Source organism: Mycobacterium appelbergii (genome assembly GCF_032883035.1).
Lineage (GTDB): Bacteria > Actinomycetota > Actinomycetes > Mycobacteriales > Mycobacteriaceae > Mycobacterium > Mycobacterium appelbergii.
The window spans coordinates 209,915-233,593 of record NZ_JAMQTH010000005.1; the positions used below are offsets into that span (position 1 = coordinate 209,915).

General features: G+C 62.6%; 22 protein-coding genes and 1 pseudogene. 9 read left to right on the forward strand and 14 right to left on the reverse strand.

Annotation, left to right across the window (positions count from 1 at the left end; genetic code table 11):
* The 6 genes from M1247_RS13440 to M1247_RS13465 are packed head-to-tail and all read right to left on the reverse strand — an operon-like array spanning window position 1 to window position 6,074.
* On the reverse strand, window positions 1–513 hold the full coding sequence (locus tag M1247_RS13440) for a flavin reductase family protein (protein ID WP_317156841.1): 513 nt from the start codon (window positions 511–513) through the stop codon (window positions 1–3).
* Between the two features lie 56 nt (window positions 514–569).
* Window positions 570–1,325: a creatininase family protein gene (locus tag M1247_RS13445; RefSeq protein ID WP_317156842.1), complete on the reverse strand. Its 756-nt coding sequence runs from the start codon at window positions 1,323–1,325 to the stop codon at window positions 570–572.
* An 8-nt stretch (window positions 1,326–1,333) separates the two neighbouring features.
* Entirely contained in the window at window positions 1,334–3,181 is a 1,848-nt protein-coding gene (locus tag M1247_RS13450; RefSeq protein ID WP_317156843.1) for an AMP-dependent synthetase/ligase, read from the reverse strand.
* 32 nt (window positions 3,182–3,213) lie between these two features.
* Window positions 3,214–4,008: an enoyl-CoA hydratase/isomerase family protein gene (locus tag M1247_RS13455; RefSeq protein ID WP_317156844.1), complete on the reverse strand. Its 795-nt coding sequence runs from the start codon at window positions 4,006–4,008 to the stop codon at window positions 3,214–3,216.
* Between the two features lie 3 nt (window positions 4,009–4,011).
* The gene (locus M1247_RS13460) at window positions 4,012–4,878 is read right to left on the reverse strand and encodes an enoyl-CoA hydratase/isomerase family protein (RefSeq protein WP_317156845.1); all 867 of its coding nucleotides are present in this window, start codon (window positions 4,876–4,878) and stop codon (window positions 4,012–4,014) included.
* Window positions 4,875–6,074 carry an LLM class flavin-dependent oxidoreductase gene (locus M1247_RS13465; RefSeq protein ID WP_317156846.1) on the reverse strand — a complete coding sequence of 400 codons (1,200 nt, stop codon included), beginning with the start codon at window positions 6,072–6,074 and terminating at the stop codon, window positions 4,875–4,877. Before M1247_RS13465 ends, M1247_RS13460 begins: the two co-directional genes overlap by 4 nt.
* A 312-nt stretch (window positions 6,075–6,386) precedes the next feature.
* On the opposite strand from M1247_RS13465, the gene M1247_RS13470 reads away from it, so the two are divergent.
* Window positions 6,387–6,989, forward strand: coding sequence for a TetR/AcrR family transcriptional regulator (locus M1247_RS13470; protein ID WP_317156847.1), 603 nt, complete (start codon window positions 6,387–6,389; stop codon window positions 6,987–6,989).
* A 115-nt stretch (window positions 6,990–7,104) separates the two neighbouring features.
* On the opposite strand, the gene M1247_RS13475 is transcribed toward M1247_RS13470, so the two are convergent.
* The gene (locus tag M1247_RS13475; protein ID WP_317156848.1) at window positions 7,105–7,407 is read right to left on the reverse strand and encodes a hypothetical protein; all 303 of its coding nucleotides are present in this window, start codon (window positions 7,405–7,407) and stop codon (window positions 7,105–7,107) included.
* Window positions 7,408–7,518: 111 nt separating this feature from the next.
* Entirely contained in the window at window positions 7,519–8,289 is a 771-nt protein-coding gene (locus M1247_RS13480) for an IclR family transcriptional regulator (protein ID WP_317156849.1), read from the reverse strand.
* A gap of 488 nt (window positions 8,290–8,777) precedes the next feature.
* Between M1247_RS13480 and M1247_RS13485 the strand changes: the two genes are divergently transcribed.
* The 4 genes from M1247_RS13485 (at window position 8,778) to M1247_RS13500 (ending at window position 14,450) form a co-directional block, all read left to right on the forward strand.
* Window positions 8,778–10,811 (forward strand): toprim domain-containing protein, encoded by a 2,034-nt coding sequence (locus tag M1247_RS13485; protein ID WP_317156850.1) that lies wholly within the window; start codon window positions 8,778–8,780, stop codon window positions 10,809–10,811.
* 12 nt (window positions 10,812–10,823) lie between these two features.
* Complete coding sequence (locus M1247_RS13490) at window positions 10,824–12,962, forward strand: DNA gyrase subunit A (RefSeq protein ID WP_317156851.1); 2,139 nt, start codon at window positions 10,824–10,826, stop codon at window positions 12,960–12,962.
* Between the two features lie 328 nt (window positions 12,963–13,290).
* On the forward strand, window positions 13,291–13,899 hold the full coding sequence (locus tag M1247_RS13495; RefSeq protein WP_317156852.1) for a zinc-binding dehydrogenase: 609 nt from the start codon (window positions 13,291–13,293) through the stop codon (window positions 13,897–13,899).
* A gap of 38 nt (window positions 13,900–13,937) precedes the next feature.
* Complete coding sequence (locus tag M1247_RS13500; protein WP_317157031.1) at window positions 13,938–14,450, forward strand: DinB family protein; 513 nt, start codon at window positions 13,938–13,940, stop codon at window positions 14,448–14,450.
* 353 nt (window positions 14,451–14,803) lie between these two features.
* Here the strand turns inward: M1247_RS13500 and M1247_RS13505 are convergent, their stop codons facing one another.
* The 3 genes from M1247_RS13505 to M1247_RS13515 form a co-directional block, all read right to left on the reverse strand.
* Window positions 14,804–15,607, reverse strand: coding sequence for an RES domain-containing protein (locus M1247_RS13505; RefSeq protein WP_317156853.1), 804 nt, complete (start codon window positions 15,605–15,607; stop codon window positions 14,804–14,806).
* A gap of 58 nt (window positions 15,608–15,665) precedes the next feature.
* On the reverse strand, window positions 15,666–16,055 hold the full coding sequence (locus tag M1247_RS13510; protein WP_317156854.1) for an antitoxin Xre/MbcA/ParS toxin-binding domain-containing protein: 390 nt from the start codon (window positions 16,053–16,055) through the stop codon (window positions 15,666–15,668).
* A gap of 500 nt (window positions 16,056–16,555) precedes the next feature.
* Window positions 16,556–18,226, reverse strand: a complete 1,671-nt coding sequence (locus M1247_RS13515; RefSeq protein WP_317156855.1) for a serine/threonine-protein kinase — start codon at window positions 18,224–18,226, stop codon at window positions 16,556–16,558.
* A gap of 309 nt (window positions 18,227–18,535) precedes the next feature.
* On the opposite strand from M1247_RS13515, the pseudogene M1247_RS13520 reads away from it, so the two are divergent.
* The 3 genes and pseudogenes from M1247_RS13520 to M1247_RS13530 all read left to right on the forward strand — a co-directional run.
* A pseudogene (locus tag M1247_RS13520) lies at window positions 18,536–18,637 on the forward strand (excalibur calcium-binding domain-containing protein); the annotation flags it as partial.
* The gene (locus M1247_RS13525) at window positions 18,634–18,966 is read left to right on the forward strand and encodes a DUF732 domain-containing protein (protein WP_317156856.1); all 333 of its coding nucleotides are present in this window, start codon (window positions 18,634–18,636) and stop codon (window positions 18,964–18,966) included. The pseudogene M1247_RS13520 and the gene M1247_RS13525, both read left to right, overlap by 4 nt.
* A gap of 87 nt (window positions 18,967–19,053) precedes the next feature.
* On the forward strand, window positions 19,054–20,481 hold the full coding sequence (locus tag M1247_RS13530) for an exonuclease domain-containing protein (RefSeq protein WP_317156857.1): 1,428 nt from the start codon (window positions 19,054–19,056) through the stop codon (window positions 20,479–20,481).
* An 802-nt stretch (window positions 20,482–21,283) separates the two neighbouring features.
* Here M1247_RS13530 and M1247_RS13535 read toward each other — a convergent pair.
* Entirely contained in the window at window positions 21,284–21,469 is a 186-nt protein-coding gene (locus M1247_RS13535; RefSeq protein WP_317156858.1) for a hypothetical protein, read from the reverse strand.
* 120 nt (window positions 21,470–21,589) lie between these two features.
* Between M1247_RS13535 and M1247_RS13540 the strand changes: the two genes are divergently transcribed.
* Window positions 21,590–22,258 carry a transposase gene (locus M1247_RS13540; RefSeq protein WP_317156859.1) on the forward strand — a complete coding sequence of 223 codons (669 nt, stop codon included), beginning with the start codon at window positions 21,590–21,592 and terminating at the stop codon, window positions 22,256–22,258.
* 633 nt (window positions 22,259–22,891) lie between these two features.
* Here the strand turns inward: M1247_RS13540 and M1247_RS13545 are convergent.
* On the reverse strand, window positions 22,892–23,167 hold the full coding sequence (locus M1247_RS13545; RefSeq protein WP_317157033.1) for an SDR family oxidoreductase: 276 nt from the start codon (window positions 23,165–23,167) through the stop codon (window positions 22,892–22,894).
* The gene (locus M1247_RS13550; protein WP_317156860.1) at window positions 23,155–23,538 is read right to left on the reverse strand and encodes a hypothetical protein; all 384 of its coding nucleotides are present in this window, start codon (window positions 23,536–23,538) and stop codon (window positions 23,155–23,157) included. Before M1247_RS13550 ends, M1247_RS13545 begins: the two co-directional genes overlap by 13 nt.
* Window positions 23,539–23,679 lie beyond the last annotated feature (141 nt).

A 23,679-nucleotide genomic window follows, 5' to 3' on the forward strand; every position in this document is an offset into this window, starting at 1 on the left:
TCACCGATCGCTAAGCGTACGAAACTGGCTGTCATGGAACACAAGCGGTGATACCGCCTCATCGACTGCGGCGTCATCGACTTCCAGAAGAACCACATCGTGGTCTCCGGCGGGGATCGAAGTCGAGATTCGGCAATCGAGCCAAGCGACGGCGCCAGCCAAGAACACGGCGCTGGATTCCCTTGCAAACCAGGGTATGCCGGCAAATCGATCGACATTCTTGGCCGCAATCTGGCGAGACGTCGCTTCATGGTTCGACGCCAGCACCGAGACACCGAGGCGCCCGCCTTCGGACAGAGTCGGCCACGTCGTCGACGTGTGCTGCACGCAGAGCGACACCAACGCCGGGTTCATCGATACAGGGGTGAATGAAGTGGCGACGATTCCCACCGGTCGTTCATCCCGTAGCGCGCACACGGCTGCGACACCGGTCGGATACCGCCCGTACAGCCTGCGTAACTTGAGCGTATCCCGTTCCGAGTCACCCGACTTCACTGGATCAAAACTCGTCATGGCACCACCTTGGTTGAATTTCTGCTCGTTGGGATCAACGCCTGACTCGAGGGCGATCAGGCACTCCGAGCACGCACATGCTCGACGATGAGGGAGGTCACGGCATCCAGACAGGCTGTCCCGATGGACTCGGATGCGCCGGCAGGATCGCCCAGAACACCGTTGGGCGACACGGAACCGATGCCTTCTCTGAAGGTCCGGGCAAGGAACTTCTCGTCAACGGTGCCCGAATACCCTCGGGCAAAGCCTTCGACGCGGACTTTGTCGGGGTGAAGCACGAGCATCACGGAGGTTTCTGCGACATCGGCGTGTCCGCCTACGTTGCCGCCCAGGCATGCCACGTCCTCAGCCGCACAGCGCCAGGCATCGAGGATCGCCGCACTGTCGGTGAAGACGATGACCGAGAGTGGAGCCAACTTGTGCGCCAGACGCAGCTCGAAGTCCCGCATCACGGGATAGTTTCCAATGTGGCCTGAGAACAACACCATCCGCTCAAATCCGTGCGCAGCGAGGTTTGCGCCGTAATCTTCGCAGATTGCTTCCAACGTCGAGGCTCGAAGCGACAGCGTTCCCGGGAATCCCAGATGATGCGGAGAGTACCCGACACGAACGGTGGGCAACACGAGCGCACTTCCGAGAGCGCGCGCGATCCGGACGGCCAGCTCGTCGGCGTGATCGGCGTCCACCGAGAGGGGTAGGTGTCCACCATGCTGTTCTACTGCTGCCAAAGGCAAGATCGCGGTGCGGGCTCCGTCATCGACCGCGTCTCCGATTTCGGCACTTGTCATGTACTCGATACGAAGCTCATTCATGCCGGCACCTATTTGCGTTCTGTTCTGGCCAAGCCAACCTGGCGGGCGATCTCGTCCTGTTCGCCTGCGTCGTACATGTCGTCGACGAGATCGGCGAAGGAGGTAAGGACGTTGGCGCGCCGGATGGTGGCTTTGGACGTCAGCTCTCCGGCATCCGCCGACAGGGGCCTGGGCAGTATCCGGAACTTCTTCAGCTGCAACGGTCGCGCCAGTTCCGAGTTGACCTGGTCGATCCACGTGGTCAGCGCGGCATCCCGGTCGCGCGGACTCATCTCCTGCGCCACGCCACTGACGGTCAGCAGTACCGTCAGGTACTTTCGCCCTTCACCGACGACGACCGCCTCGTCGATCAGCGGGCTGGCTTTGAGCCTCACCTCTATCGGCTGTGGGCTGATGGTCTTGCCGCCACTGGTCTTGAGGACATCCTTCATTCGCCCAATGATTTTCACCTCGCCGTCGGGGCTCAGCTCAACCAGATCGCCGGTGTGATACCACCCGTCTGCCACCGCAGACGTTGTCGCCTCCGGATTCCGCCAGTAGCCGGTGAAGAGACCCGGGCTGCGCAGCAGCAGCTCGCCTTCGTCGGAGACACGAATAGCCCACCGGGGGTCGGGCATGCACTTGCCGATTGTGCCCGGCGTGGGAAAGGCGCGGTCCCACTGGGCGAGCACCGAGCCACACGTTTCGGTAGTACCGAATAGCTCGCGAAGGTCGAGGCCCCACATGTGCCACAGCGCCGCCACGTCGGGGGTCATGCTGCCCGAGGCCGTCCAGCTGACCGTGATGCGGTCCATGCCGACCTTCGCGCGCAACGGTAGGAACACGCGATTCATGCAGAGCGCGTAGAGCGCTCCAAGGTACTTCGGCATCTCACGCTGCTGCCAGCGCAAAACACTGACTCTGCGGGCGACTCGCATCGCCAGCGAATACCTGAGACGGAGACCTTTCCCGGAATCCGACACTACCTGCAGCATTTCGCTGGCAAGCTTCTCGTGCATCCTCGGGGGCCACAGCACAGCAGTTGGCCGTACGCCGATGAGCGCCTCGACACGCTGATCCATGGCGCAGTACGTGACGACCAGCCTCGTCATGATCGGCGCGAAAACTCCGATCAGAGCCGGCGCGACGTGTGACAGTCCGAGAAAGCCGACGAGATCGTGGCGGGTCTTACCCATGTCGGGATAAGACATGGCAAAAGCGAGTACGGAGTACTGAAGAGTGCGGTGCGTGTGTACCACGCCCTTTGGTGCGCCCGTCGATCCAGATGTGTAGAACAGTGCAGCCGGCTGATCGATGTCACCCGCTTCGATCAGATCCCGAAACAGATCCGGCTCTGCCAGCGCCTTCGCTCGCCCTCTGGCGCGCAAAGACTCCCAATCACCCGACGCGACTGTCGCGGGCAGACCTACCGGTTCGGTATCGAACCCGATAGCCGCACTTAACCCCGGTAGCCGGGGGGCGATTGCCTCAATCTTGGTGATGTCAGATGGCGATTCCACGAAGATGGCTGTCGCCCCGCTGTTTTCCAGCGCATATTCGACCTCGTGAGCCGAACTCGTTGGATAGACGCCCACGGGAACACCGCCCACACTCAGGATCGCAAGTGCCGCCACAACCCACTCCCGGCGGGTCGCCGACATGATGGCCACCCGGTCGCCGAGCCCTACCCCGAGGTGGTGCAAACCAAGTGTGGCCTCTCGCACCTCCTCCAGGTACTCGCTCCAACTGGTGGGGTGTGCAGCACCACGCTCCCAACTGCAGAAAGCGACCGTGTCTGGTTCGCGCTCAGCGCGGTCGCACAACATCTGCGCAAACGTGCGTGGCACCGCCTCGAACCCCGACACACTGCTCAGCACGGGTATTCCATCCCTGCCGCTCCCAGGCGAAGTCATCCTCTTCCTCCACCAGATCGATTGTCGTTCCAGCTCTCTCGCAGTCCATGTGCCGTCGGGTCGTCGAAATATCGGGCGGCAGCGGCAAGTGTGCGCTGCAAGTAGGTCTGATCGCGGTCGTCGTCTGGATCATTCACGCTGCATTTCAGCGCGCCGTACAGCACAGGTGCCTTGGCCGCCGCCTCCCGAGCCGACGTCAGCGCCGCATCGACCAGATCTGCGGGCTCCACGAGACCATCCACGATGCCGATCTCCAGTGCCCGCTGAGCATCGAATAATTCGCCCGACAACAATATCTGCCTCGTGACACGTGCTCCGAGCATTCGGATGGCGCGCTGAACACCCTTGTCAGCCGGTAGCAGACCGTGGTTGATCTCCGGGAAACCGAATCGCGCACCGTGCGCAGCCAGCACAGTGTCGGCGAAAAGGGCGATTTCCATGCCCCCGCCCACGCAGTGGCCGTTGACTGCGCCGATCACCGGTCGCGGGTATCGGTCCATCGCCACAAGTAGTGCGTGAAACTCCCGCATCCGAGCGTCCAACTCATGCTGGGCTACCCCCTCGAGCTCCTTGATATCACCTCCGGCGCAGAAAAATCGTTCTCCACGGCCGGTGAGGACGATTGGTGGCGCCTCCCGCATTGCGGTGAGGTCGGTAAACAGCCCGGAGAGACCGCGAATGAGTCCTCGGTTCACTGCGTTGGCGGGCGGTCGGTCCAAGGTGACGACGAGGACACCCGCGTGGTCTACCGTGCTGAACCCAGCGGCCGGCTTGGTTTCAAGTCCCGTCATGCGTCACCTGGTGGCTTCGCGCGTCACCGGAGAGACGAGGACAGAGTGACCATCACCGCGGGCAGAGGGGAAGTCGGCCACCCGGCCCTCACGGAAAGCTTGTCGAGCCTCGAGGTAGTCGGCGCTTGCGAAACCAAGGGTCTCCAAGGCCGCAGACAATTCCTGCTGAGGAAGGGCATTGGTCAGCCAGCCTGAGTTCAATGAACGCTTCGTCCAGCGGATGGCCTGTTGCGACCCTCGCGCGAGATCGTCGGCGATCGCCAAGGCGCGCTCGAGCACGGAGTCTTTCGGCTCAGTGACGCTGACCAGTCCCATTCGCTCGGCTTCTGCGCCAGTCAGACTTGCCGAGGTCAGTTGGTAGTACTTGGCTTTGGCCATGCCGACGAGCAGCGGCCAGATCAGGGAAGAATGGTCGCCCGCAACGACTCCGACGCGGGTGTGACCGTCCCGGAGCAACGCGTCCTGCGCGGCGACGCTGATGTCCGCGAGGAGGGCCATCGACAAACCCCAACCCACGGCCGGGCCGTTGATCGCCGAGATGAGAGGTTTGTCCATGTTCAGGAGGTTCATGATCCGCCGCCGCTCCCCCTCCATGAGCGCGATCGCCTCGTCCAGGGTGGGGTCTGGCTGGGACACATCCATGCCCGTGCAGAACCCGCGGCCGGCCCCGGTGATGACAGCGACCCGCGTCTGGGGGTCTCGGTCGACGTCCACCCAAATATCGGTCAGATGGTCGAACATCGGCATCGTCAAAGAGTTCAGTCGCTCGGGACGGTTGATGGTGATCAGGAGTACCCCGTTCGGCTTGCGCTCGATCAGGATCTCCTTCGGGTAGCGGCTGAAGATGTCATCCGCGGCCAATGTGCTCATCGCGCTTCTCCTACCCCAACACTGCTTTTGGCTGTTTCTTTCTGAGATCCTGTGTTTTCGAACGCTTCCAGTTCGGCGTAATGGTCTGGCCGTGCGGCGCGAATATCGTCGAGGACCTGTTCAGAGGTGCGCACCACAGCGCGCGGATTCTTGAACTTCGGAATCACATACTTGCCGAACAACTCGATCGACTTCATCAGTTCCCGATGCGGAAGCCCGTCGATTCGCATGACGAGGGCTTCGGCGCCCAGATCGGCAAACCGCTGAACCTGCGCGATGCAGTCGTCAGGATCGCCCACGATGAAGCCGGACGAATCCTCCAGCATGTAGCGCTCATCACTGAAATCGAGATGCTTGACTGCGCCCATGTACTGGTAGTCATCGGAGAGCTTCGAGAGACGCTGATAGGCATCCGTCGACAGGGCGACTGTTTCGGCCAGGCCCCGCGCCCACTTGACGGCCTCGTCGCGCGTCTCAGCGCAGTGCATCCCGCCGCCAACCGCGACCAGCTTCTGTGCCTGCAGTGGATACGTGTGTGTCGCCCCGGCGAGAGCCTCGTCGTAAATACCCAGCATGTTCTCAAGGAACTCAAAGCCGAGGTAGAAACCGCCGACAATCGCGCCGATGCCGAGCTCCGCGGCCATGCGGACAGATTCAGGGCTCCCGGTAGCCATATGGATGGGCGGATAGGGGGCTTGAATTCCTTTGGGCACCAGGCCGCGTGGCGGAATCTTGTAGTGCTCGCCAACGAACGAGAAGATATCGTTGTGCAGCGCACGGCGAATGACTTCGAGCCCCTCAATCAGCTGGGCCTTGTTCTCCGTCGGTAGAACCTCGAATGCGCGCAGTGCGAGCGTGGTGTTGCCTCGACCGACACCGAGTTCCACACGGCCATTGGACAAAATGTCCTCAGTGGCCAGTCGCTCTGCGACCCGAAGTGCGTGGTTGATGCGCGTGGGCAGCAGGGTCACCAGGTGCACGAACCGGATTCGATTGGTGAGCGCCATCAGGTAGGGATAGATGACCTCGGGGGCCGACGTCGTCGCCGTGCCGATCGCCACGTGCTGTTCAGAAGTGCCGAACGCATCAAATCCCACCTCTTCAGCGAGGAGAACCTCGTCGATCAGCTCCCGGTAACGGTGCTCGTGAGTATGCCCCGGCGACGTCTCGGCTTCGCTCATAAAGATGAACCGCATTGTCACAACCCTTCATTCTTGTTAACGCATATTAACGTAAGGCGCGGACCTTGGACTGTCAACACCTTGGCGCCGTCGAGTCATACCGCGGAGTCTTCACTCAGCTGAGCTCGCAATATCCCCAGTTCAAGCAGCCCATCCAGGGGCTTCCGACTGGCAATCCAGCTCGGCCCATGCCCGCCCCCGAGTCGACATGCGTTAATATTTGTTAACCTGTGAGCATGCGATCGATCGACGCGACTGGGCCTGTCCGCGGGCGGTATGCGCCTGTTCATGTACTGGTGGCAGGGTCGCCCGCTACCGTTGTGAGCCATGAGGACTGACCAGGCACAGCCGGACGCGCCAACGGTTGACCCCTCACGCCGCGAGCTGCTGCTGGAAGTGGCCGCCGACCTGTTCCTACGCCATCCCTATGATTCGGTTACGGTCCAGATGATCTGCGCGAAGGCGGGGATCTCCGGCCCAGGGCTCTATCGCCACTTCCAGAACAAGCAGGCCCTTCTCATCGCAGTGGTGGAGACTTCGCTGGAGTCTCTCCATCAGTTCGCCCGAGCGACGGCCGAGGCGGAGCCCGATCCGCGTGCGGCGCTCAACGCCATGGTCGACTTTCACATCAGGACGGTGCTGGTCGGTCCGCCGACACCGCTGATCTTCCTCAAGAACGAGCATGCGTTTCCCGAATCGGATCGCCGACGCATTCGGCGAGAGATGAATCTGTACGCCGAGGAGTGGATCTCGACCGTGTCACAGCTCCGCCCCGAGCTGTCCGAACCTGAAGTACGCCTGCTCACTCACGCGGTGTTCTCGATGCTGAATGCCGTAGCCACCCTCAACAAAGGGCTCGACCACGATTCGATCATCAAGACGATGTCGACCGCGGCGATCCAGGCACTCACCTCACCTCGCGCCGAGTAGCGCCGAAATCCGTTCGCCTTAACCTTCCTCACACAGCCGTCACCGCCTGGTGAACGGGCAGTTTCCGAGATACCCGGACAGTCAATGACTTACGTCATGCTCGGGGGTCAGTGTGTCATGTGTCACTCACATCGGCTTGGCGATCACCAAGCCGGCAAGCACCCATGATGCCTACCTCAATAGGAGCAAAACGAATGGAACTGAACACTTTCCGTCGCGTCATCGTGAGCATCAAGCAGGTTTCTGCAGCAATTGGCACGGCTTTCGTGGTGGCGATGCTGGCCATCCCCCTCGCCCACGGGACCAGCGAAGCCAACTCCAGCCTCGCACCGAGCGAGGGTTCGGTGAAGGACACTCCGACGACGGCGACAACAGCACCGAGAGAGTTGGCCACGCCTTTTGCCAGCCCAACCCACATTGCCCGACCTTGCCCCGCCAGGGCCACGTTGCCCTGTTGATCCCGGTTTGGATTGCCTGAGCTGCCTATAAGCCAATACCTTTGGCGCGCAGTGCGCTCGCAACGTGGGAACTAGGCGGGAGCTACCCGCGACGAAACACCCTGTTCAAGGACGGCGCGGCTGGTCCGGCGAGCGATACGTATGTACTCCTCGAAACGGTACTGCATTCGCTCTGTCGGCATGCTGATGGATAACGCCGCAACCATCCGGCGCTCATTTTGGTAAATGCCCACGGCAATACACGACCAACCGCCGAGGGTCTCACCGTGCTCTGTGGCAAAATCATTGCGGCGAGCTGAGACAAGCTGCGCACGAAGCACTTTGATGTCGGATACTGAGTTCTGCGTAAGGATGGGCAAGCCATATCGGTCGATCCGCTCCTGGACCTTATGCCAGGGAAGTTGTGCCATCAGCAGTTTCCCAAGAGCCGAGGTGGTACCTGAGATGTGTGTTCCGTCGCCGAGGATCGGCTCGGTCCGGTTCACCGACGCGTGGGCAATGCAGACAACACCTTGGCCGTCCCAGACCCCAATCGTGACAACGGCGGCGAGCTGGTTGGCCAGCTCGGCCACATAACGGTGCGTTTGCGCGTCGAAGCAAGTCGCGTTCAGCAATCGGCGACTGATGAGCAGAACACGCCAGCCGAGCCGGTACCGGTCGTCCGACGTTTGTTGCAGCAGTCCGATGTCAGCGAGACTGGCCACAACATCAAAGGTGGTCGACTTTGGTAGCCGCAGCGCGGCTGCAATCTCAGTAACGCCCCACTCGGCCCTCTCTGTCGTGAAGAGGTCGAGCACTTTCCCGGTGCGGTCGATCGTATTCAGCACGTGCCCGGCGCCCATGCACCACAGCCCGCGATGGCGCCTGCAAGTACCTGATGACGGTGCCCACGGGGAGACCTTCGCAACGTTTCGGTGTCGCTCGAAGTTATGAACCCCATAGCCCTGCCCCTTCACCTGCGTTAATGAATATTAACGTAAAGTGTGAGCAGCACCCTGTCAACGCCTCGCTGCGATCGACCGATGGAATGCGCTTGAGTCTCCCAATAGCACTGCACCCCATCTTTTATCACCAGGACCACCGGGTCGCGCCGCGGCCGCGCCGTAAATTTGACGCTATCGAGCTCAACGTTAATAACTATTAACTGCGGTGGTGGTGCCGCCCCTCAGGGATCAACCGGAGGCGTCAGTCCTGGGATGAAACGAAACGTGGCCGTTGGGATGGTGTCACCGCCCCAAGGCAGAATGCATAGGCCGCCCGCGTGCCGAGGGTGGTTGGCACGAGTGGGAACCGATTGCTGTGGCATCGGCCCTGTTGGAAAGGACCAGCAGTGAGTTACAACGCTGTCGACATCACCGAACTCGACGATGTCCAGCACACCCGCCTGCGCCCCGCGGTGAACCTGGGCCTCGACGTGCTCAACACCGCGCTGCGCGAGCTGGTCGACAACGCGATCGAAGAGGTTGCCGACCCCGGCCACGGTGGCTCGACGGTCACGATCACCTTGCACGCCGACGGATCGGTCAGCGTCGCTGACGACGGCCGCGGCCTTCCCGTCGACTCCGACCCGGTGACCGGCAAGAACGGCATCGTCAAAACACTGGGCACCGCGCGGGCCGGTGGCAAGTTCTCCGCACACACCGACGCGACGAGCACCGGGGCCGGGCTGAACGGCATCGGCGCCGCGGCGGCGGTGTTCATCTCCGCGCGCACCGACGTGACGGTACGTCGCGCAGGGAAGACGTATCTGCAGAGTTTCGGCGGCGGCTACCCCGGAACGTTCGACGGCAAGGACTTCGACCCGAACGCCCCGTTCACCCGGGCCGACACGCAGAAACTGCGCGGGTCGGGCAACCGCAAACCCGACGCGCACGGCACCACGGTGCGCATCCTGTTCGATCCGGTCGTGGTGCCCGATTCCAGCGTCGATGTCGGCGAGGTGCTCCTGCGTGCACACGCCGCGGCACGGATGTCGCCCGGGGTGCACCTGGTCGTCGTCGACGAAGGCTGGCCCGGCGGCGAGATCCGGCCCGAGTTGATCGAGCCGTTCAGCGGCCCGTGGGGCACGGACTCATTGCTGGAACTGATGTGTACCGCCGCCGATGCTCCGGTGCCCGGCGCCCGTGCCGCGGTCGAAGGGCGCGGCGAGTACACCACCGGGCGCGGCCCCACACCGTTCCGCTGGTCGTTGACCGCTGGCCCGGCCGAACCGGCGACGGTGGCGGCGTTCTGCAACACCGTGCGCACACCGGGCGGCGGATCGCATCTGACGGCCGCGGTGAAAGGGCTGTCCGAAGCGTTGGCCGACCGTGCCTCCCGCATCCGGGATCTGGGCCTGGCCAAAGGCGAGGACGGCCCGGAGGCACAGGATTTCGCTGCGGTCACGGCGCTGGCGGTCGACACCCGCGCCCCCGATGTGGCCTGGGACTCCCAGGCCAAGACCGCCGTGTCATCGCGGTCACTGAACCTGGCGATGGCCCCGGATGTGGCGCGCGGAGTCACCATCTGGGCGGCCAACCCCGCCAACGGTGAGGCCGTGTCACTGTGGACGAAGCTGGCCCTGGAGGCAGCCCGAGCTCGGCGGAGCGCCGAAGGCGCAAAGGCCCGGTCCCGCGCGGCGTCGAAAGCCAAAGGGCTGGGGACGAATCTGTCGCTGCCGCCGAAGTTGCTGCCCAGCCGGGAAACCGGTCGCGGATCGGGTGCCGAGCTGTTCCTGTGCGAGGGCGATTCAGCGCTGGGCACCATCAAAGCGGCGCGGGACGCCACATTCCAAGCGGCGTTCCCGCTGAAAGGCAAGCCGCCCAACGTTTACGGTTTCGCCTTGAGCAAGGCGCGGGTCAAGGACGAGTTCGACTCGATCGAACGCATTCTGGGCTGCGGAGTGCGTGAGCACTGCGATCCGGAACTGTGCCGTTACGACCGCATCTTGTTCGCCTCCGACGCCGACCCCGATGGCGGCAACATCAACTCCAGTCTGATCTCGATGTTTCTGGACTTCTACCGGCCATTGGTCGAAGCCGGCATGGTCTACGTGACGTTGCCACCGTTGTTCGTAGTCAAGGACGCCACGCAACGCATCTACTGCCAGGACGAGTCCGAGCGCGACGCCGCGGTGGCCCAGTTGCGTGCCACCTCCAAACGCAAGGTTGAGGTGCAGCGAAACAAGGGCCTCGGCGAAATGGACGCCGATGACTTCTGGAACACCGTGCTGGATCCGCAGCGGCGCACCGTGATTCGGGTGCACCTCGATGACAGCGACTCGAAGCTGCACCACACGTTGTTCGGCGGGCCGCCGGAAGGCAGGCGCACGTGGATGGCCGATGTCGCCTCCCGCGTCGACACCGCCGCTCTCGACCTCAGCTAGGAGAAACACACCGTGACCGCCACCTTGGACGTTCCTGAGCAGAATCCTGACCTGGTGCTCGACCAGAGCGCCGACGACTACTGGAACCACTACCAGCTGACCTTTGCGCTCTACAGCGTCAGCGATCGCGCGATCCCGTCCGCGTTCGACGGGCTCAAGCCGGGCCAGAGACGCCTGCTCTACCAGATGCACGACTCGAAACTGCTACCCGGCAACAAGCCTCAGAAGTCCTCGAAGGTCTGCTCGGCGGTCACCGGCAATCTGCACCCACACGGCGGCGCGTCCATGTACGGGGCCGCGGCGCTGATGGCTGCGGAGTTCCAGCGCGTGAAAGTGATTGACGGGCAGGGCGCATTTCCTCGCATCCAGGGGGACATTCCCGCGGCCGACCGCTACACCGAGATGCGGTTGTCCGCACCCGGTGCGGCACTGACCGCCGAACTCGATGATCACGCCGTGCCGATGGTGTCGACGTTCGACGGCGAATGGATCGAGCCGACCGTGCTGCCGGCACGGTGGCCGGTGCTGCTCTGCAACGGAGCGGTCGGGATCGCCGAAGGCTGGGCCACCAAGGTTCCCGCGCACAACCCCCGTGAGGTGATGGCTGCCTGCCGGGCACTGTTGACCAAGCCGAACCTCTCGGACGACAAGCTGACCGAGCTGATTCCCGGCCCCGACTGGGGATGCGGGTCCACGGTGGTCGGCACGGCCGGGCTGCGGGAGTACATGACCACCGGCCGCGGAGCGTTCACGGTGCGCGGCACGGTAACGGTCGACGGGAAGAACGTCATCGTCACCGAACTTCCTCCCGGGGTCGCCAGTTCGACTGTGCAGGAGAAGATCCGGTCACTGGTCGAATCGGGCGAGATGTCCGGCGTGGCCGACATGTCCGATCTGACCGACCGCCGCAACGGGCTGCGGATCGTCGTCACCGCCAAACGCGGGCACAGCGCCGAGACGATCCGTGACCAGCTGCTCGCCCTGACCCCACTGGAGTCGACGTTCGCGGCCAGCCTGGTCGCCCTCGATGAGGACCGGGTACCGCGCTGGTGGTCGGTGCGTGAACTGATCGCCGCGTTCCTGTCCCTGCGCGATTCGGTGGTGGTGCGACGCAGCGAGTACCGCCTGGAGAAGGTCACCGCCCGGCGTCACCTGGTGGCCGGCCTGATGACCATCCACCTGGACATCGATGCCGCGGTGGCGGTGATCCGCGGATCCGACACCGTCGACGAGGCCCGGCTGGGGTTGCAGAAGCGTTTCGCGATCGATGCTGATCAAGCTGATTACGTTCTGGGACTGCAGCTTCGCCGTCTGACCAAGCTGGACGTGATCCAACTGCAGGCCGAAGCGGAGAAGCTGGACGCCGAGTTCATCGAGCTCACCGAACTGGTGTCCGACCCCGGTGCACGCCGGAAGGTCATCAACAAGGAGCTCAAAGAGACGGCGAAACTGTTCGACGGCCCCGAGTTCGACCGCCGCACCGTACTGGACGCGGCAGCCACCCCGGTGACGTCACGGGCCGATGAGGACGGCCCCCGTGAGCGGAAGGTCAACTCCGCGTGGCGCCTCGATGACCGGGGTGTGTTCTCCGACAGCCATGGTGAGCTGCTCACCTCGGGCCTGGGCTGGGCGGTGTGGACCGACGGCCGGGTCAAGTTCACCAACGGCAGCGGTCTGCCCTTTAAGATCCGCGACATCCCGGTGGCGCCGGACATCACCGGCTTGGTGCGTTCGGGCGTGCTGCCCGACGGCTATCACCTGGCGCTGGTGACCCGCCGAGGAAAGATCCTGCGTATCGACCCGGCTGCGGTGAATCCACAGGGCGCAGCGGGTAACGGCGTGGCCGGCGTGAAGCTGGCGGCCGATGGCGATGAAGTTATCGCGGCACTTCCCGTGACCTGCGAAAACGACGAAGCCATCCTGTCGATTTCCGAAAAAGGCTGGAAAGTAACCGAAGTCGCCGACATTCCAGTCAAGGGTCGCGGCGGCGTCGGCGTCGGATTCCACCCGTTCGTCAACGGCGAAGGGGCGCTGCTGTCGGCTTCGATCTCCGCGGCCGGCTTCGTCCGTAACGGGAGATCGGTGCGTGCGGAGAAGCGGGCGAAGGCTTCCGTCAAGGGCGCGGGTGCCAACATCACTCCGGCGGTGTAGGCGGCACGGCTCGATCGCTCGGACTCGCCGGTGCCCCGCGAACCCCACGCTCGCATAGGCCTCGCCGGGAATCGCCGCGCGGTCCTTGTATATCGACCAGGTACAGACGGGCCTCGACTGTCCCCTGATCGGTGGACTGATCACCCGCAACGGAAAACCCAGTCGTTCGATGGGGGCGCGTTGTTGCAGCTGACAACAGTGCGCGCAATACAGGCAGACGCCGGTGGTGTTCCACGCCCAGTCGTGGCGGCCGGTCGTCACCGCGAATCGTGTCGCACCGGAGTCTGATTCGTAGGTCCGCCCGCCCGAGCCGCATGGGGCGAAGGTGATGCGCTTCCCTCGGGCACATAAAGTCCCTGCCGGCATCGCGCCGACGGCGGCGCTCGGCGTGTTGGGCACCACCGGCCTCACCGCCTGCTTCGGCATGGTCGAGGTCCGCCCCGGAGATGTCGTGCTCGTGTCAGGCGCTGCCGGGGCTACCGGGTCGGTGGCCGGCCAGATCGCCCGCTTGGCAGGCGCCCATACGATCGGACTGGCCGATGGGCCGGAGAAATCCCAATGGCTCACCGAGACCGCTAGATTCGACTCCGCAATCGATTACAAGGCCGACGATGTCGCCGACCGCATCGCCGAGCTCGCACCCCGCGGCGTGAACCTGTTCTACGACAACGTTGCCGCCTACGGACCGACCAACCTGTCAACCATCACGGTGCGCAGCGCCAGCATGGCAGGGTTCATCGTCACCGACTTCCTGGACCGCTTCGACGAAGCCGCCGACCGGCTCACCGCGTGGATCCGCACCGGCGACATCGTCTGGGCAGAAGATGTCCAGAAAGGCACGGTCGAGGACGCTGTCGACACCCTCAACCGCCTGTTCGACGGTAAGAACTTCGGCAAGCAGATCCTGCAGATCGCGGAGCCCACGGCCGCTTGCTGAGCGAATGGTGTCGGGATGCGATGGCAGCATCAGTGGGTATGACGCCGATGGAGCGGCAGATGCCGCCACTGAATGCTGATGAACGCACGACGCTCGAGGGTTGGCTGGACTTCTTCCGCGTGACGTTAGCGTCGAAATGCGACGGACTCGATGATGAACAGTTGCGGGTAGCGTCGGTGCCTCCGTCGGAGTTGACGTTGCTGGGCTTGGTCCAGCACGCCGCGGAGGTGGAACGGAATTGGTTTCGCCGGGTGTTCACCGGTGAGTCGGCGCCACAGATCTTCGGACCCCGGGATCATCCCGACGGGCACGACGGCGGTTTCGAGGTGTCAGCACAGTCGTCGTATCGCGCAGCCACACAGATCTGGCAGGACGAGATCGCCCGTGCGCGCTCCAACTGCGCGGCGCGAGGGCTCGATGACACCAGCCCGTTCATGGGCGGCGAGGTGAGCCTGCGCTGGATCTACATCCACATGATCGCCGAGTACGCCCGCCACTGCGGGCATGCTGATCTGATCCGTGAACGCATCGACGGGGTGGCAGGCGTCTGATATGCGCTGGTGTTCGTCGCGACCCCGCCGGTGTCATCTCCAGAACTGGGCCGGCAATGACGCTCCCCTGACCTGCGGGTCCGGCGAGTTCCATTTGCTTCTGGCAGCCGATTTTTCCATTTGAAACTGACAAAACCATAACCGTACGGTTGCGCAGCTTGCGGTCTTACTGCCCGCATTGAAACCACATCACTAGATTCGCGGGTCAGTGGACAGTTCATTAGCTCTTACTTCATCTGGTACACAGGGGTTCTCGGGTGACAACCGTCGTCGAATGTATCCGCAAGTGTCCGCCGAAAGGCCCTGCTGACTTGTGCAGGCGGTCCGATATCGTCCGGAGATCTTCAGAACGCTTAGAAGATTCGCATACCGCGCAGCCGTGCGGCATCAACGAAGGGCTTCGTGTGCTTGCCGATGCTGGAGGGGTCCAGCTGTGTGAGTGGGTCGGTACCGGTTTCATCGTCGATGCGTCGCAACCACATCGCGTAGTTGTCACCGAGTGTGGTCCCCCATTTGGAGGGGTAGAAGATTCCGTGCGGACGCTCACCGTCGAACACGACGATCCGCTCTCGAATCCAGGCAGCGATGCCGGTCGTGAGCTTCTTCATATCTGCCGAGGAACTGGTCAGTTCGCTGACCGTGAGCTGTTCGATCCCACACTCGGCCAACAGAGTTGCGCCCAGCTGTTCTGATAGCACCGATATCGACTCGGCGCCGGTGATGTCGACGAACCAACCGCTGTAGGGCAATTGCAGTTCGTAGAGAGAGCGCACGTCCCGCCAGCCCTTCGAGATAGACCGGTACAGCATGGCCCCTTGCGCCGGCAGCTCTCGCGCGATCTGCTCGGCCAACGTCTCTGCGTCGTCAGGCCCAACATCATCGAACAGTTCGGTCAACGGCGTCTGGGGCGGGTCTGGCCTGATGTACTCCAAGACTTCGACGAATGCGCCCGTCGCCGAGGTGCATCCATAGATGGTCCTTCCCGGCGTATCCCAACGCGACCAGCCCTCGACAGGATGGTGGCCGGGAACGCGGGGTGGCGGATTGACCGGCCCATACCGGGTGCGGGCCACACGAAAGATGCTCTGCCCGGCACTGGCGACGATGTTAAGCCCCGTGGACGCGCAGATGGCCGTCTCCATCAACGACACCTGCACCTGCCCTCCTCTACACAGCGATCCGGCTGAGTATAGAAAGACTTCAGCTCACGAGTAGCTAGGAGTGGTAGGTGTCGGTGATGAATGCGTCCGCGGCGCGAAAGACAGTAGGGAATTTGTCTTCGCGCAGCAGTTCAGCCGGAGTGACCCCGTCCAGGCGAGGATTGGCCGAGATCAGCCAACTGCGCGCGACTTGATCATTCTCTGCTTCCGCGATCAGGAGAAATACGGTGTGGGCGGCCTTGAGACGCCGCGCCCGTTCAGTCGAGGGCTCGGCATGGGTGCTGTCGCCCGGTGGGGCAGCCCAGCGCGCAGGCATCGCCCGACTCTTGGAGCCTGCGATGTAGGCCGTCAGTGTGGGTCCGAGGCGGGCCAACAGGTAGGCGACGACCTCGTGGGTGTCCATCCGTGCGGTGTCATCACCAGCCTTAACCAGCAGGTCAGACATTTCGCGAGCACCTCCTTGGTCAGCGACGAGTCTATAGGAACAACCACGAAGGCGGCGATTTTCATCCGTAAAGTAACCCGGCAGTAGTCATCGAATATACCCGTTTTGACCTTTGCTCGTCACTTTCGGTTTCACGCGGATTGCAGACCACCTGGTCAACGGGCTGCCGCTGGGCGGAAGTGCTGCGGGCGCAGCACATAGAAAGCGCTAGTCAGAGCAGCCGATGACTTCTGGCGTCATGTAGGTTGCCAAGGTCGGTGTCATTTCCGACTCCGCTAGCTGTCGGTTTGCATAATTTCTCGCGCCGTCGCCAAGTCCCGGCTGGGCAGCCGATAATGACGCCGTCGGTCAGCAGCTATTGGATTTCAACGCGGAGAAACGAGCAGCTCCCCGGTACCTCGCGTTCTCGGGCCGTGCGGCCTCTGCTGCGGGTGTGGTTCTTGCCCAGGCACTGGTCTGCAGCTTAGGACGTTGCGTCCGTTGAGGCCTGGGCGTTTCGGTCACCAGTCCGGGTCGAGCGGTTTGATCATGACCCATGGCGTGCAGCCCACTGTCTGGAACCTTCCTCCGCTCGCGAACGGGTTCACTTCGACGACCGGTTTGTCAAAGGCGTTGGTGTAGCTGGTGGAATCGTAGAGCTTGCCAGTCTTGTCATACACGTAGTAGGCGCAGTTGCCGCTGGACTGAGGGAGCGCGGCGTACGTTCCGAATGCCATGGTGTCCGGGACATCGTAGGTACCCGGCGGGAAAACAGGTCCGCTAGTGTTTCGGGAACCGACCATGGACGCCGCTGCCGCAACGCATTTGGCTTGTGGGAATTGCTTTATGCAATTGTCCCATCCGATTTGGCCGACGATCGCGGGGTCAGCGATTTCGGTACCCGTGTCCGGTTGCCAGGTGTAACCTCCGGGCCCGCTGGCGCATCGAATGGCTGTGCCTGAGTTCGACGTGGTGACCACGTTGATCTGCACATGGGCGCAATCGGAGCCTTCGGCAGGACCGGCCGCCGTGGTGTCTGTGCTCGTCGGCGGTGGCGTACTTGATGGTGCCGCAAGCGGTGGAGTCACCGATGTTGCCCTGATTGGTGTTGTCAGTGAGGGAACTTGAGGTGATGACGTCGCTTCGGATCTGGCGTCGGGGCCGGTCAGCTTCCACCAGGCGAAGCCGAGTCCGGCAAGGAGCAGCATTATCAATGCAATCCCGGCCACGAGGGACGTCACGGTGTGTTTCTCTCGTGGTGCCGATGCCACAGACGTGGCAGCCTGCGCCTTGGATGGTTCTCGGGCTGGTTTGGAAAGTGCCGCAACGGTTGTAGTTTGCCGCGGTCGCGTGCGCCCTCGGCTCGACAAGCCGTCGGCGAATTCCTGGCAGCTGGTGTAGCGGTCGCCTGGCTCTTTGGCGAGCGCGGTAGCCATGACGTCGTCGAAATCGGCGAGTTCGGGCCGATGCTTACTGATGGGGCGAGGGTCTGAGTTGAGATGATGACTGATGACGACCGCCGGATTCGAGTGCTCGAAGGGTGCGGCGCCGGTGAGGAGATGGTACGCGGTGGCGGCGAGAGAATATTGGTCGGCGCGGCCGTCGAGTTGGACTTCGCCCATGAGTTGTTCAGGTGCTGCGTAATTGACGCTTCCAACCGTCATGTTCGTTGCAGTGAGTCCGCTGATGTCGTTGGTGGAGCGCGCGATTCCGAAGTCGGCGAGGAGGATTCTGCGGCCGCCTTTGCGTGGCGTGGTGAGCAAGATGTTGGCTGGTTTGACGTCGCGGTGCAGCAGTTTGTGGTCATGTGCGTAGTCGAGTGCGCCCGCGATCGCAGTGATGATGTGGAGGGCTTCATCGGCAGGCATACCAGCCGGATACCGCTCGCGGAGCAGTCGAGCGGCGTCGGAGCCTTCGACGTAGTCCATTGAAATCCACAATCGGCCGTTGTGCTCGCCACGATCATGCACGCCGACTATGTGGGGATGATAGAGCTTGGCCGCCAGATCCGCTTCTCGACTGAACCGGGCCCTGAAGTCGGGGTCGGCTGAGACTTCAATGGGCAGGATCTTGAGCGCTTCGTCGCGGGGTAGCCGCGGGTGCTCCGCCAGATATACCTCACCCATTCCTCCCGACCCCAGCAATCGCATGATCCTGAAGCCGGCGAAGACCTCCCCATTCGCCAATGGCATGGGCGGATGCTACCCACCTCTTGCGCACTGCAATCGCAGTTTGACGATCGAAGCGCCCCTTGATGAGCGCCTGGAGGCTACCGAAATCCGGTCGCGGCAAATTTTCGAAAATGCCATCTGCCGATGGCTTGGCGGGATTACGCTTCGCTAACTTTCGTATGCGTCAATATCAAGATCAGGAGTCTCAGCGATGGTTCGGTCTCTACTCATCGCGGCGGCAATCATCGTTAGCGCCGTCGGCCTCGCCCCGCAGCGGCAGCGGCAGCGGCAGCGGCAGCGGCAGCGGCAGCCAGACCGTATGCGAACTGCACGCAGGCGCACCAAGGCGGTCGGTATGACATTCCGCAGGACGACCCTGCGTACTGGTCCGGCGGCGACCGAGACGGCGACGGCTTCGCTTGCGACTCATGACGAAAAGGCTCGTCGCTACCGGCGCGCTCATCCTTGCAGCCAGCACCGTGGCCATGGGCAACGCGAATGCCGACCCCGCTGGCTTATCCACACAGGACGACACCTACTTCAGGCTGCTGGCCACCCCAGACGACGACGGCTTTCTCATCACGGTGACGAACCCAACACTCATGCGCACGCACGGCCTCATGGTGTGCCAGCTGATGGACAACGGGGTGTCTGATTTGGATGCTGTCTACCAGTTGATGGACGACGGACCATACCCATGGGATACGGCATCGTCCATCGCCGCCGCCGCGGTGGCCTACTGCCCAGAGCATTTGGGCTGAGTTCACAGTGCGTCATCGCCCGCACGGGATCTCGCAACGACTTGCCCGTCGGCCTCGACCGGCACAGGACAGTTTCGGAGGTAATGAATGCCTGTAGCCGGGTGGTATCCAGATCCGTGGCGGGTGGCGGCGCTGCGATGGTGGGACGGAACTCAATGGACAGGTGCCGTCAGCACACCGGCGGCATCGCCAGCGGCTGCACAGTCCGAAGGCCACGGCCTTGCTGAATTGTTCAGTGACGCCGACCGAATCGCGGTCATCGATGTCGAGACGACAGGGCTCTACACCAAGGACCGCATCGTGGAGATCGCGATCGTCACCCTGGACCGAGACGGCGTCGTCACCGACGAATTCGACACGCTGATCAACCCTGCTCGTGATGTCGGCCCGACGTGGCTTCACCGAATCACACCATCAATGGTGAAGGACGCACCGTTGTTCTCCGATGTCGCCGGACATGTTGCGGCGCGCGTTCACGGAGCCGTCTGTGTAGCTCACAACCTTCGGTTCGATTCACGGATGGTCGGCGCCGAGATGCAGCGTGTCGGTATCGACATCGACTGGGGATCCGGTCTGGACACGTTATCGGTAACCGGATGCAAGCTCGGACAAGCCTGCGCTGACCACGGGGTTACGCTCGACGATGCCCACCGCGCACTCGCCGATGCCCGAGCCACAGCCCGGCTCCTGATCGCGGTCGCCGGCCAATTCAGGAGTGCCGGAGCGGCGGCACGCGCACACCCGATCGAGGCCAATCCGGTGCGCGTGTGTACCCGCGACGGTCACGCCAACGCCAACGCGCCGGCCCCATATCTGGCGCAGCTTGCCGCGGGGCTACACATCGCACCGGACATTGCCCCTTACATCGCACTGCTCGATACTGCGATCGCCGACCTTCGAATCACCACCGACGAGCGGTCTGAACTTCACGCAGTCGCAGCCGCACTCGGTCTGAGTTCGCACCAAATCGAACGCGCACACCGAACCTTCCTCAGCGGTCTCGTCGAGGCTGCCCTCGCCGACAGTGCAGTCACCGATGAAGAGATCGACCAACTGTGCCGTGCGGCTGCCTTGTTGAAGCTGGACCCCGACCTTGTCACGCAGCACACGGACGGGCATCGCACACTCAAAGACACCGTCGTCCTTGCACCCGGACTGTCGGTGTGCTTCACCGGATCAGCAACCGACGGTTCGGGTAATGAGATCGAACGGAGCGACCTCGAGCTGCTTGCCGTGCGACATGGACTGTCGACAACCGACTCCGTTACGGCCAAAGGGTGTGGCCTCCTGGTCGCGGCCGATACATCCACACAGTCCCGAAAGGCCGAACAAGCGCGGCGATTCGGTATCCCCGTCGCGTCGATCGACGACTTCCTGCAATCGGTAGGCACCTCGCATCCGCTCCGCGTGCTCCGACTCGAACACGTTGGCGTCGCCCAGGTTTGCGTCAACTGTGGTGACTCATGGATCGCGAAGCGCCGCAGCCGTGAACCACTCTGCGCGACCTGTAAATAACCGACGGTTCAAAGGCCTTCTGTTGCAGATAATGACCAATTGTTTCGGCTCGACACAGGCCGTGATTGCGGAGTCGATCACTCCATCGCATGAGGCAGCGGATGCGCTTGCTTAACGATCTCTGCCGCCACGGTGATAGCCCCTTCAACCTGCGACCGGCCGACCTTGAAACCTGGACGGGTAGCAGAGCTCCGCGTCGCAACGCCATGTGATGGTTGGGAATGCGACCGGATGCATGGCAGTCCAAGCGAGCCCTCAACCGCTCAGACTGCGCATGTCCTGCCCAAAGTCTTCAACGGCCGCGCACGGTGTCCGCTTACTATCGATGCGAAATATCCTGGGGCGAGTGGAGGTTAGATGCGGAACCATCGCACACTGACGTCGGGCTGCGCGAACCATGCCCGGTAGTCGGCACCCAACCGACGTCCTGCAACTCGGCCGGTACTTGTCGCCTCTCGCCATCAAGTCACTTCAAGGGCTTCGCCAATCGCCGGATTCTCGCTCACTCGGTGTTGCACGTGAGCAAATCACAGAAGAGGGACTCGCCGCACAGGCACGCATCGGTGCAGAGATCGACTCGCTGCGAAAGATGATCGAGCGCAGTGACCCTCTGCATCTCTACGGCGCGTTGCACATGTGGGACGTTCGTGCACGAAGTGTGCTCAGTAGCGAACAACTGCACGGCTCGGACGCACTGCTCGAGTTCTTCGCCGGAATCGTAACGAGCCAACCCGAAGCCGAAGTTGTCGCACGACTACGTAGTCAATTTGACCCACAGATCGTCCTTGACGCCGAGAGCCAACTACGCAGGATTGGCGAACTGCAGGCCTCCATCGACTACGGCAAAGCCTTCAAATCCCCACCAACATCCGCAGTCGACAGTGTGATTCACCTCCTTGCGTTGGAACGACACTTCGATCGGATGGCAGGGTTCGACCGCCACCTCCGCAGGATTGCCCATCTCGTGTTCGACATCGTCGATGCGCACGCGATGGAGGTTCTAGATTTCAAGCTGAGCGACGCGGTGCGCTTTGCTGATCTCCATAGTCAGACACTGCAGTCAATATGGGACTCAACGTCGGAGCGCATCACAGAGTCCCATACACCATTGAGCCCAGACGCCGACGACGCGGCCGTCGTACTCGACCTCTACGCCCGCACTTACCAGGGCGTGGCCTTGGGTGCCGACGAGTACGTGATCTCCGCCGACGAGAAGCCCTCCATCCAGGCCCGCGACCGCTGCCATGCCACAGCGCCGGCAGGCAAGGGCCAGGCACTGCGCGTGAACCACGACTACCGCCGCCGCGGGGCGTTGGCATATCTCGCTGCCTACGATGTCAGACACGGGCGGGTATTCGGACGATGCGCCACCGCCACCGGGATAACGGCGTTTACCGCGCTGGTCGATCACGTCATGAGCCAAGAGCCCTACGCCTCGGCCAGGCGTGTCTTCTGGATCGTCGACAACAGATCGACCCATCGTGGACAAGCCGCGATCGACCGGCTCAATACGCAGTATCCGAATGCGATCATGGTCCACACCCCAGTCCACGCGTCCTGGCTCAACCAGGTCGAGATCTACTTCTCGATCATTCAACGTAAAGTGCTCTCACCCAACGACGTCGCCGATCTCGACGCCGTCGAGCAACGGCTACTTGCCTTCGAAGACCGGTACAACGCGACCGCCATACCGTTCAAATGGAAATACACCACCACCGACCTCAACCGGCACCTCGAACGACTCGACCAGCACGAACGCGCCACCCACGCCGCATAACCCCCGACGAACTAACGAACCAGACCACTTAGCTTGGCTAGGCGCTGATCCACGCCCCGCCGTCGGCGTGGAGACTTTGATCGTTCACACAATGGCTATCATCGGGGCCAGGAAGACGAAGATCGGTGAGACGTCGTCATAAGGTTCACCGATTCGTCCGAAGGGGTTGCCTTTAAAGGCCTTTCGCGCCCACTCTGAACCGAGGGGCTGCGCTTGCGCAGTTAAGTGTCCGCCGTTGTCTGTCCAGCCGTCGGCTGACTGTGTTAACACGGATGTTGTACTCGCCCCGCTCCCGCACGACCACGCACGACAGGCCGCGGATGGGTTCCTTGTCTGGGGCATACCCGAGTCAAATCGTGTGCCTCCGAAACCGCCCTTGGACGACGTGTTGATGATCGAGGCACCGGCCCCACAGGTTGTCCCGAACCGCTCAACGGTGCGCTCTACGAAACGGACCCATCGCTCGTAACGGCCGACTCGCACCATCGTGCCACCACCTCTGCGACGCTCTCCTCGCAGAGTCGCGTCGTCTCCGGCAGCTTTTCTTGCTGGATGTCACCAAATCGCCAGGTTGGCGCCTTCGCGGCGAAGTTCAAAGCCTGCCGCTCGACGAGCATCGACGCCGCGATGGGATTATCGGATGGACGACCCAATACCTAGGCCGCCGTCGACGTCGAGGACGATGCCGGTGACGTAGCCGGCCGCGGGCGAACAGAGGTAGGCGGCCGCTTCGGCGATGTCGGAGGGGTTGCCGGTGTGCCCGAGGGGGACTTTGGCGACCAGTTTGTCTCGAGCGGGGCCGTTCATGGAGGCGAGCATCGGCGTTTCGATCAGGCCGGGGGCGATGGCGTTGGCGGTGATGCCGTGGCGGGCTCCTTCGAGGGCGATGGTGCGGGTTAGGCCGACGATTCCTGCTTTGGCGGCAACGTAATTGGCCTGAACAAGTAATCAGGCACATGCCATCGCCTGCGGCTACCGGCCAGTGCCGTCAGGCGAAACAGTTGCGCTTTGATCGTGTTGACGGCGAGGTCGAAGTCGGCCATCAACAGCGCCGAGAGCTCCAACCGAGACTCATAGACGACATGATCATTTTCGGTGACCGACCAGTACTTACCCGAATAATGCCGCTGCCCCTGGTACCAACGAAATGTGCGCCAAGGAGCGGCATCGAACAACCCACCCAACGACACCCGGTGAGCGGCCTGAGCCGCAGTTTGCCCATCCGCGACCCGGTATTCAATGACCGCGGAACCAACATCAACCTCAACGCCGGCCGACATCTCCGCTCCATATGGCGCATGATCTGCGGCCCAGCTAGTGCTACAGAATCCCGCACCACACCTTCTTGTGCGTTTAAAAACAACGCATCGTCAGTGTGGCAGGACCAACCACGCCACGTCCATGATCGTTGATCTGTGAAG

What these genes read in the sequence shown, in the direction of transcription:
- M1247_RS13500 (WP_317157031.1), top strand. Translation starts at nt 13,938, where the DNA reads ATGACGCCGATGGAGCGGCAGATGCCGCCACTGAATGCTGATGAACGC.
- M1247_RS13530 (WP_317156857.1), top strand. Translation starts at nt 19,054, where the DNA reads ATGCCTGTAGCCGGGTGGTATCCAGATCCGTGGCGGGTGGCGGCGCTG.
- M1247_RS13445 (WP_317156842.1), bottom strand. Translation starts at nt 1,325, where the DNA reads ATGAATGAGCTTCGTATCGAGTACATGACAAGTGCCGAAATCGGAGAC.
- M1247_RS13510 (WP_317156854.1), bottom strand. Translation starts at nt 16,055, where the DNA reads ATGTCTGACCTGCTGGTTAAGGCTGGTGATGACACCGCACGGATGGAC.
- M1247_RS13465 (WP_317156846.1), bottom strand. Translation starts at nt 6,074, where the DNA reads ATGCGGTTCATCTTTATGAGCGAAGCCGAGACGTCGCCGGGGCATACT.
- M1247_RS13470 (WP_317156847.1), top strand. Translation starts at nt 6,387, where the DNA reads ATGAGGACTGACCAGGCACAGCCGGACGCGCCAACGGTTGACCCCTCA.
- M1247_RS13475 (WP_317156848.1), bottom strand. Translation starts at nt 7,407, where the DNA reads ATGTGGGTTGGGCTGGCAAAAGGCGTGGCCAACTCTCTCGGTGCTGTT.
- M1247_RS13495 (WP_317156852.1), top strand. Translation starts at nt 13,291, where the DNA reads ATGCGCTTCCCTCGGGCACATAAAGTCCCTGCCGGCATCGCGCCGACG.
- M1247_RS13550 (WP_317156860.1), bottom strand. Translation starts at nt 23,538, where the DNA reads ATGTCGGCCGGCGTTGAGGTTGATGTTGGTTCCGCGGTCATTGAATAC.
- M1247_RS13525 (WP_317156856.1), top strand. Translation starts at nt 18,634, where the DNA reads ATGACGAAAAGGCTCGTCGCTACCGGCGCGCTCATCCTTGCAGCCAGC.
- M1247_RS13460 (WP_317156845.1), bottom strand. Translation starts at nt 4,878, where the DNA reads ATGAGCACATTGGCCGCGGATGACATCTTCAGCCGCTACCCGAAGGAG.
- M1247_RS13515 (WP_317156855.1), bottom strand. Translation starts at nt 18,226, where the DNA reads ATGCCATTGGCGAATGGGGAGGTCTTCGCCGGCTTCAGGATCATGCGA.
- M1247_RS13440 (WP_317156841.1), bottom strand. Translation starts at nt 513, where the DNA reads ATGACGAGTTTTGATCCAGTGAAGTCGGGTGACTCGGAACGGGATACG.
- M1247_RS13455 (WP_317156844.1), bottom strand. Translation starts at nt 4,008, where the DNA reads ATGACGGGACTTGAAACCAAGCCGGCCGCTGGGTTCAGCACGGTAGAC.
- M1247_RS13480 (WP_317156849.1), bottom strand. Translation starts at nt 8,289, where the DNA reads ATGGGCGCCGGGCACGTGCTGAATACGATCGACCGCACCGGGAAAGTG.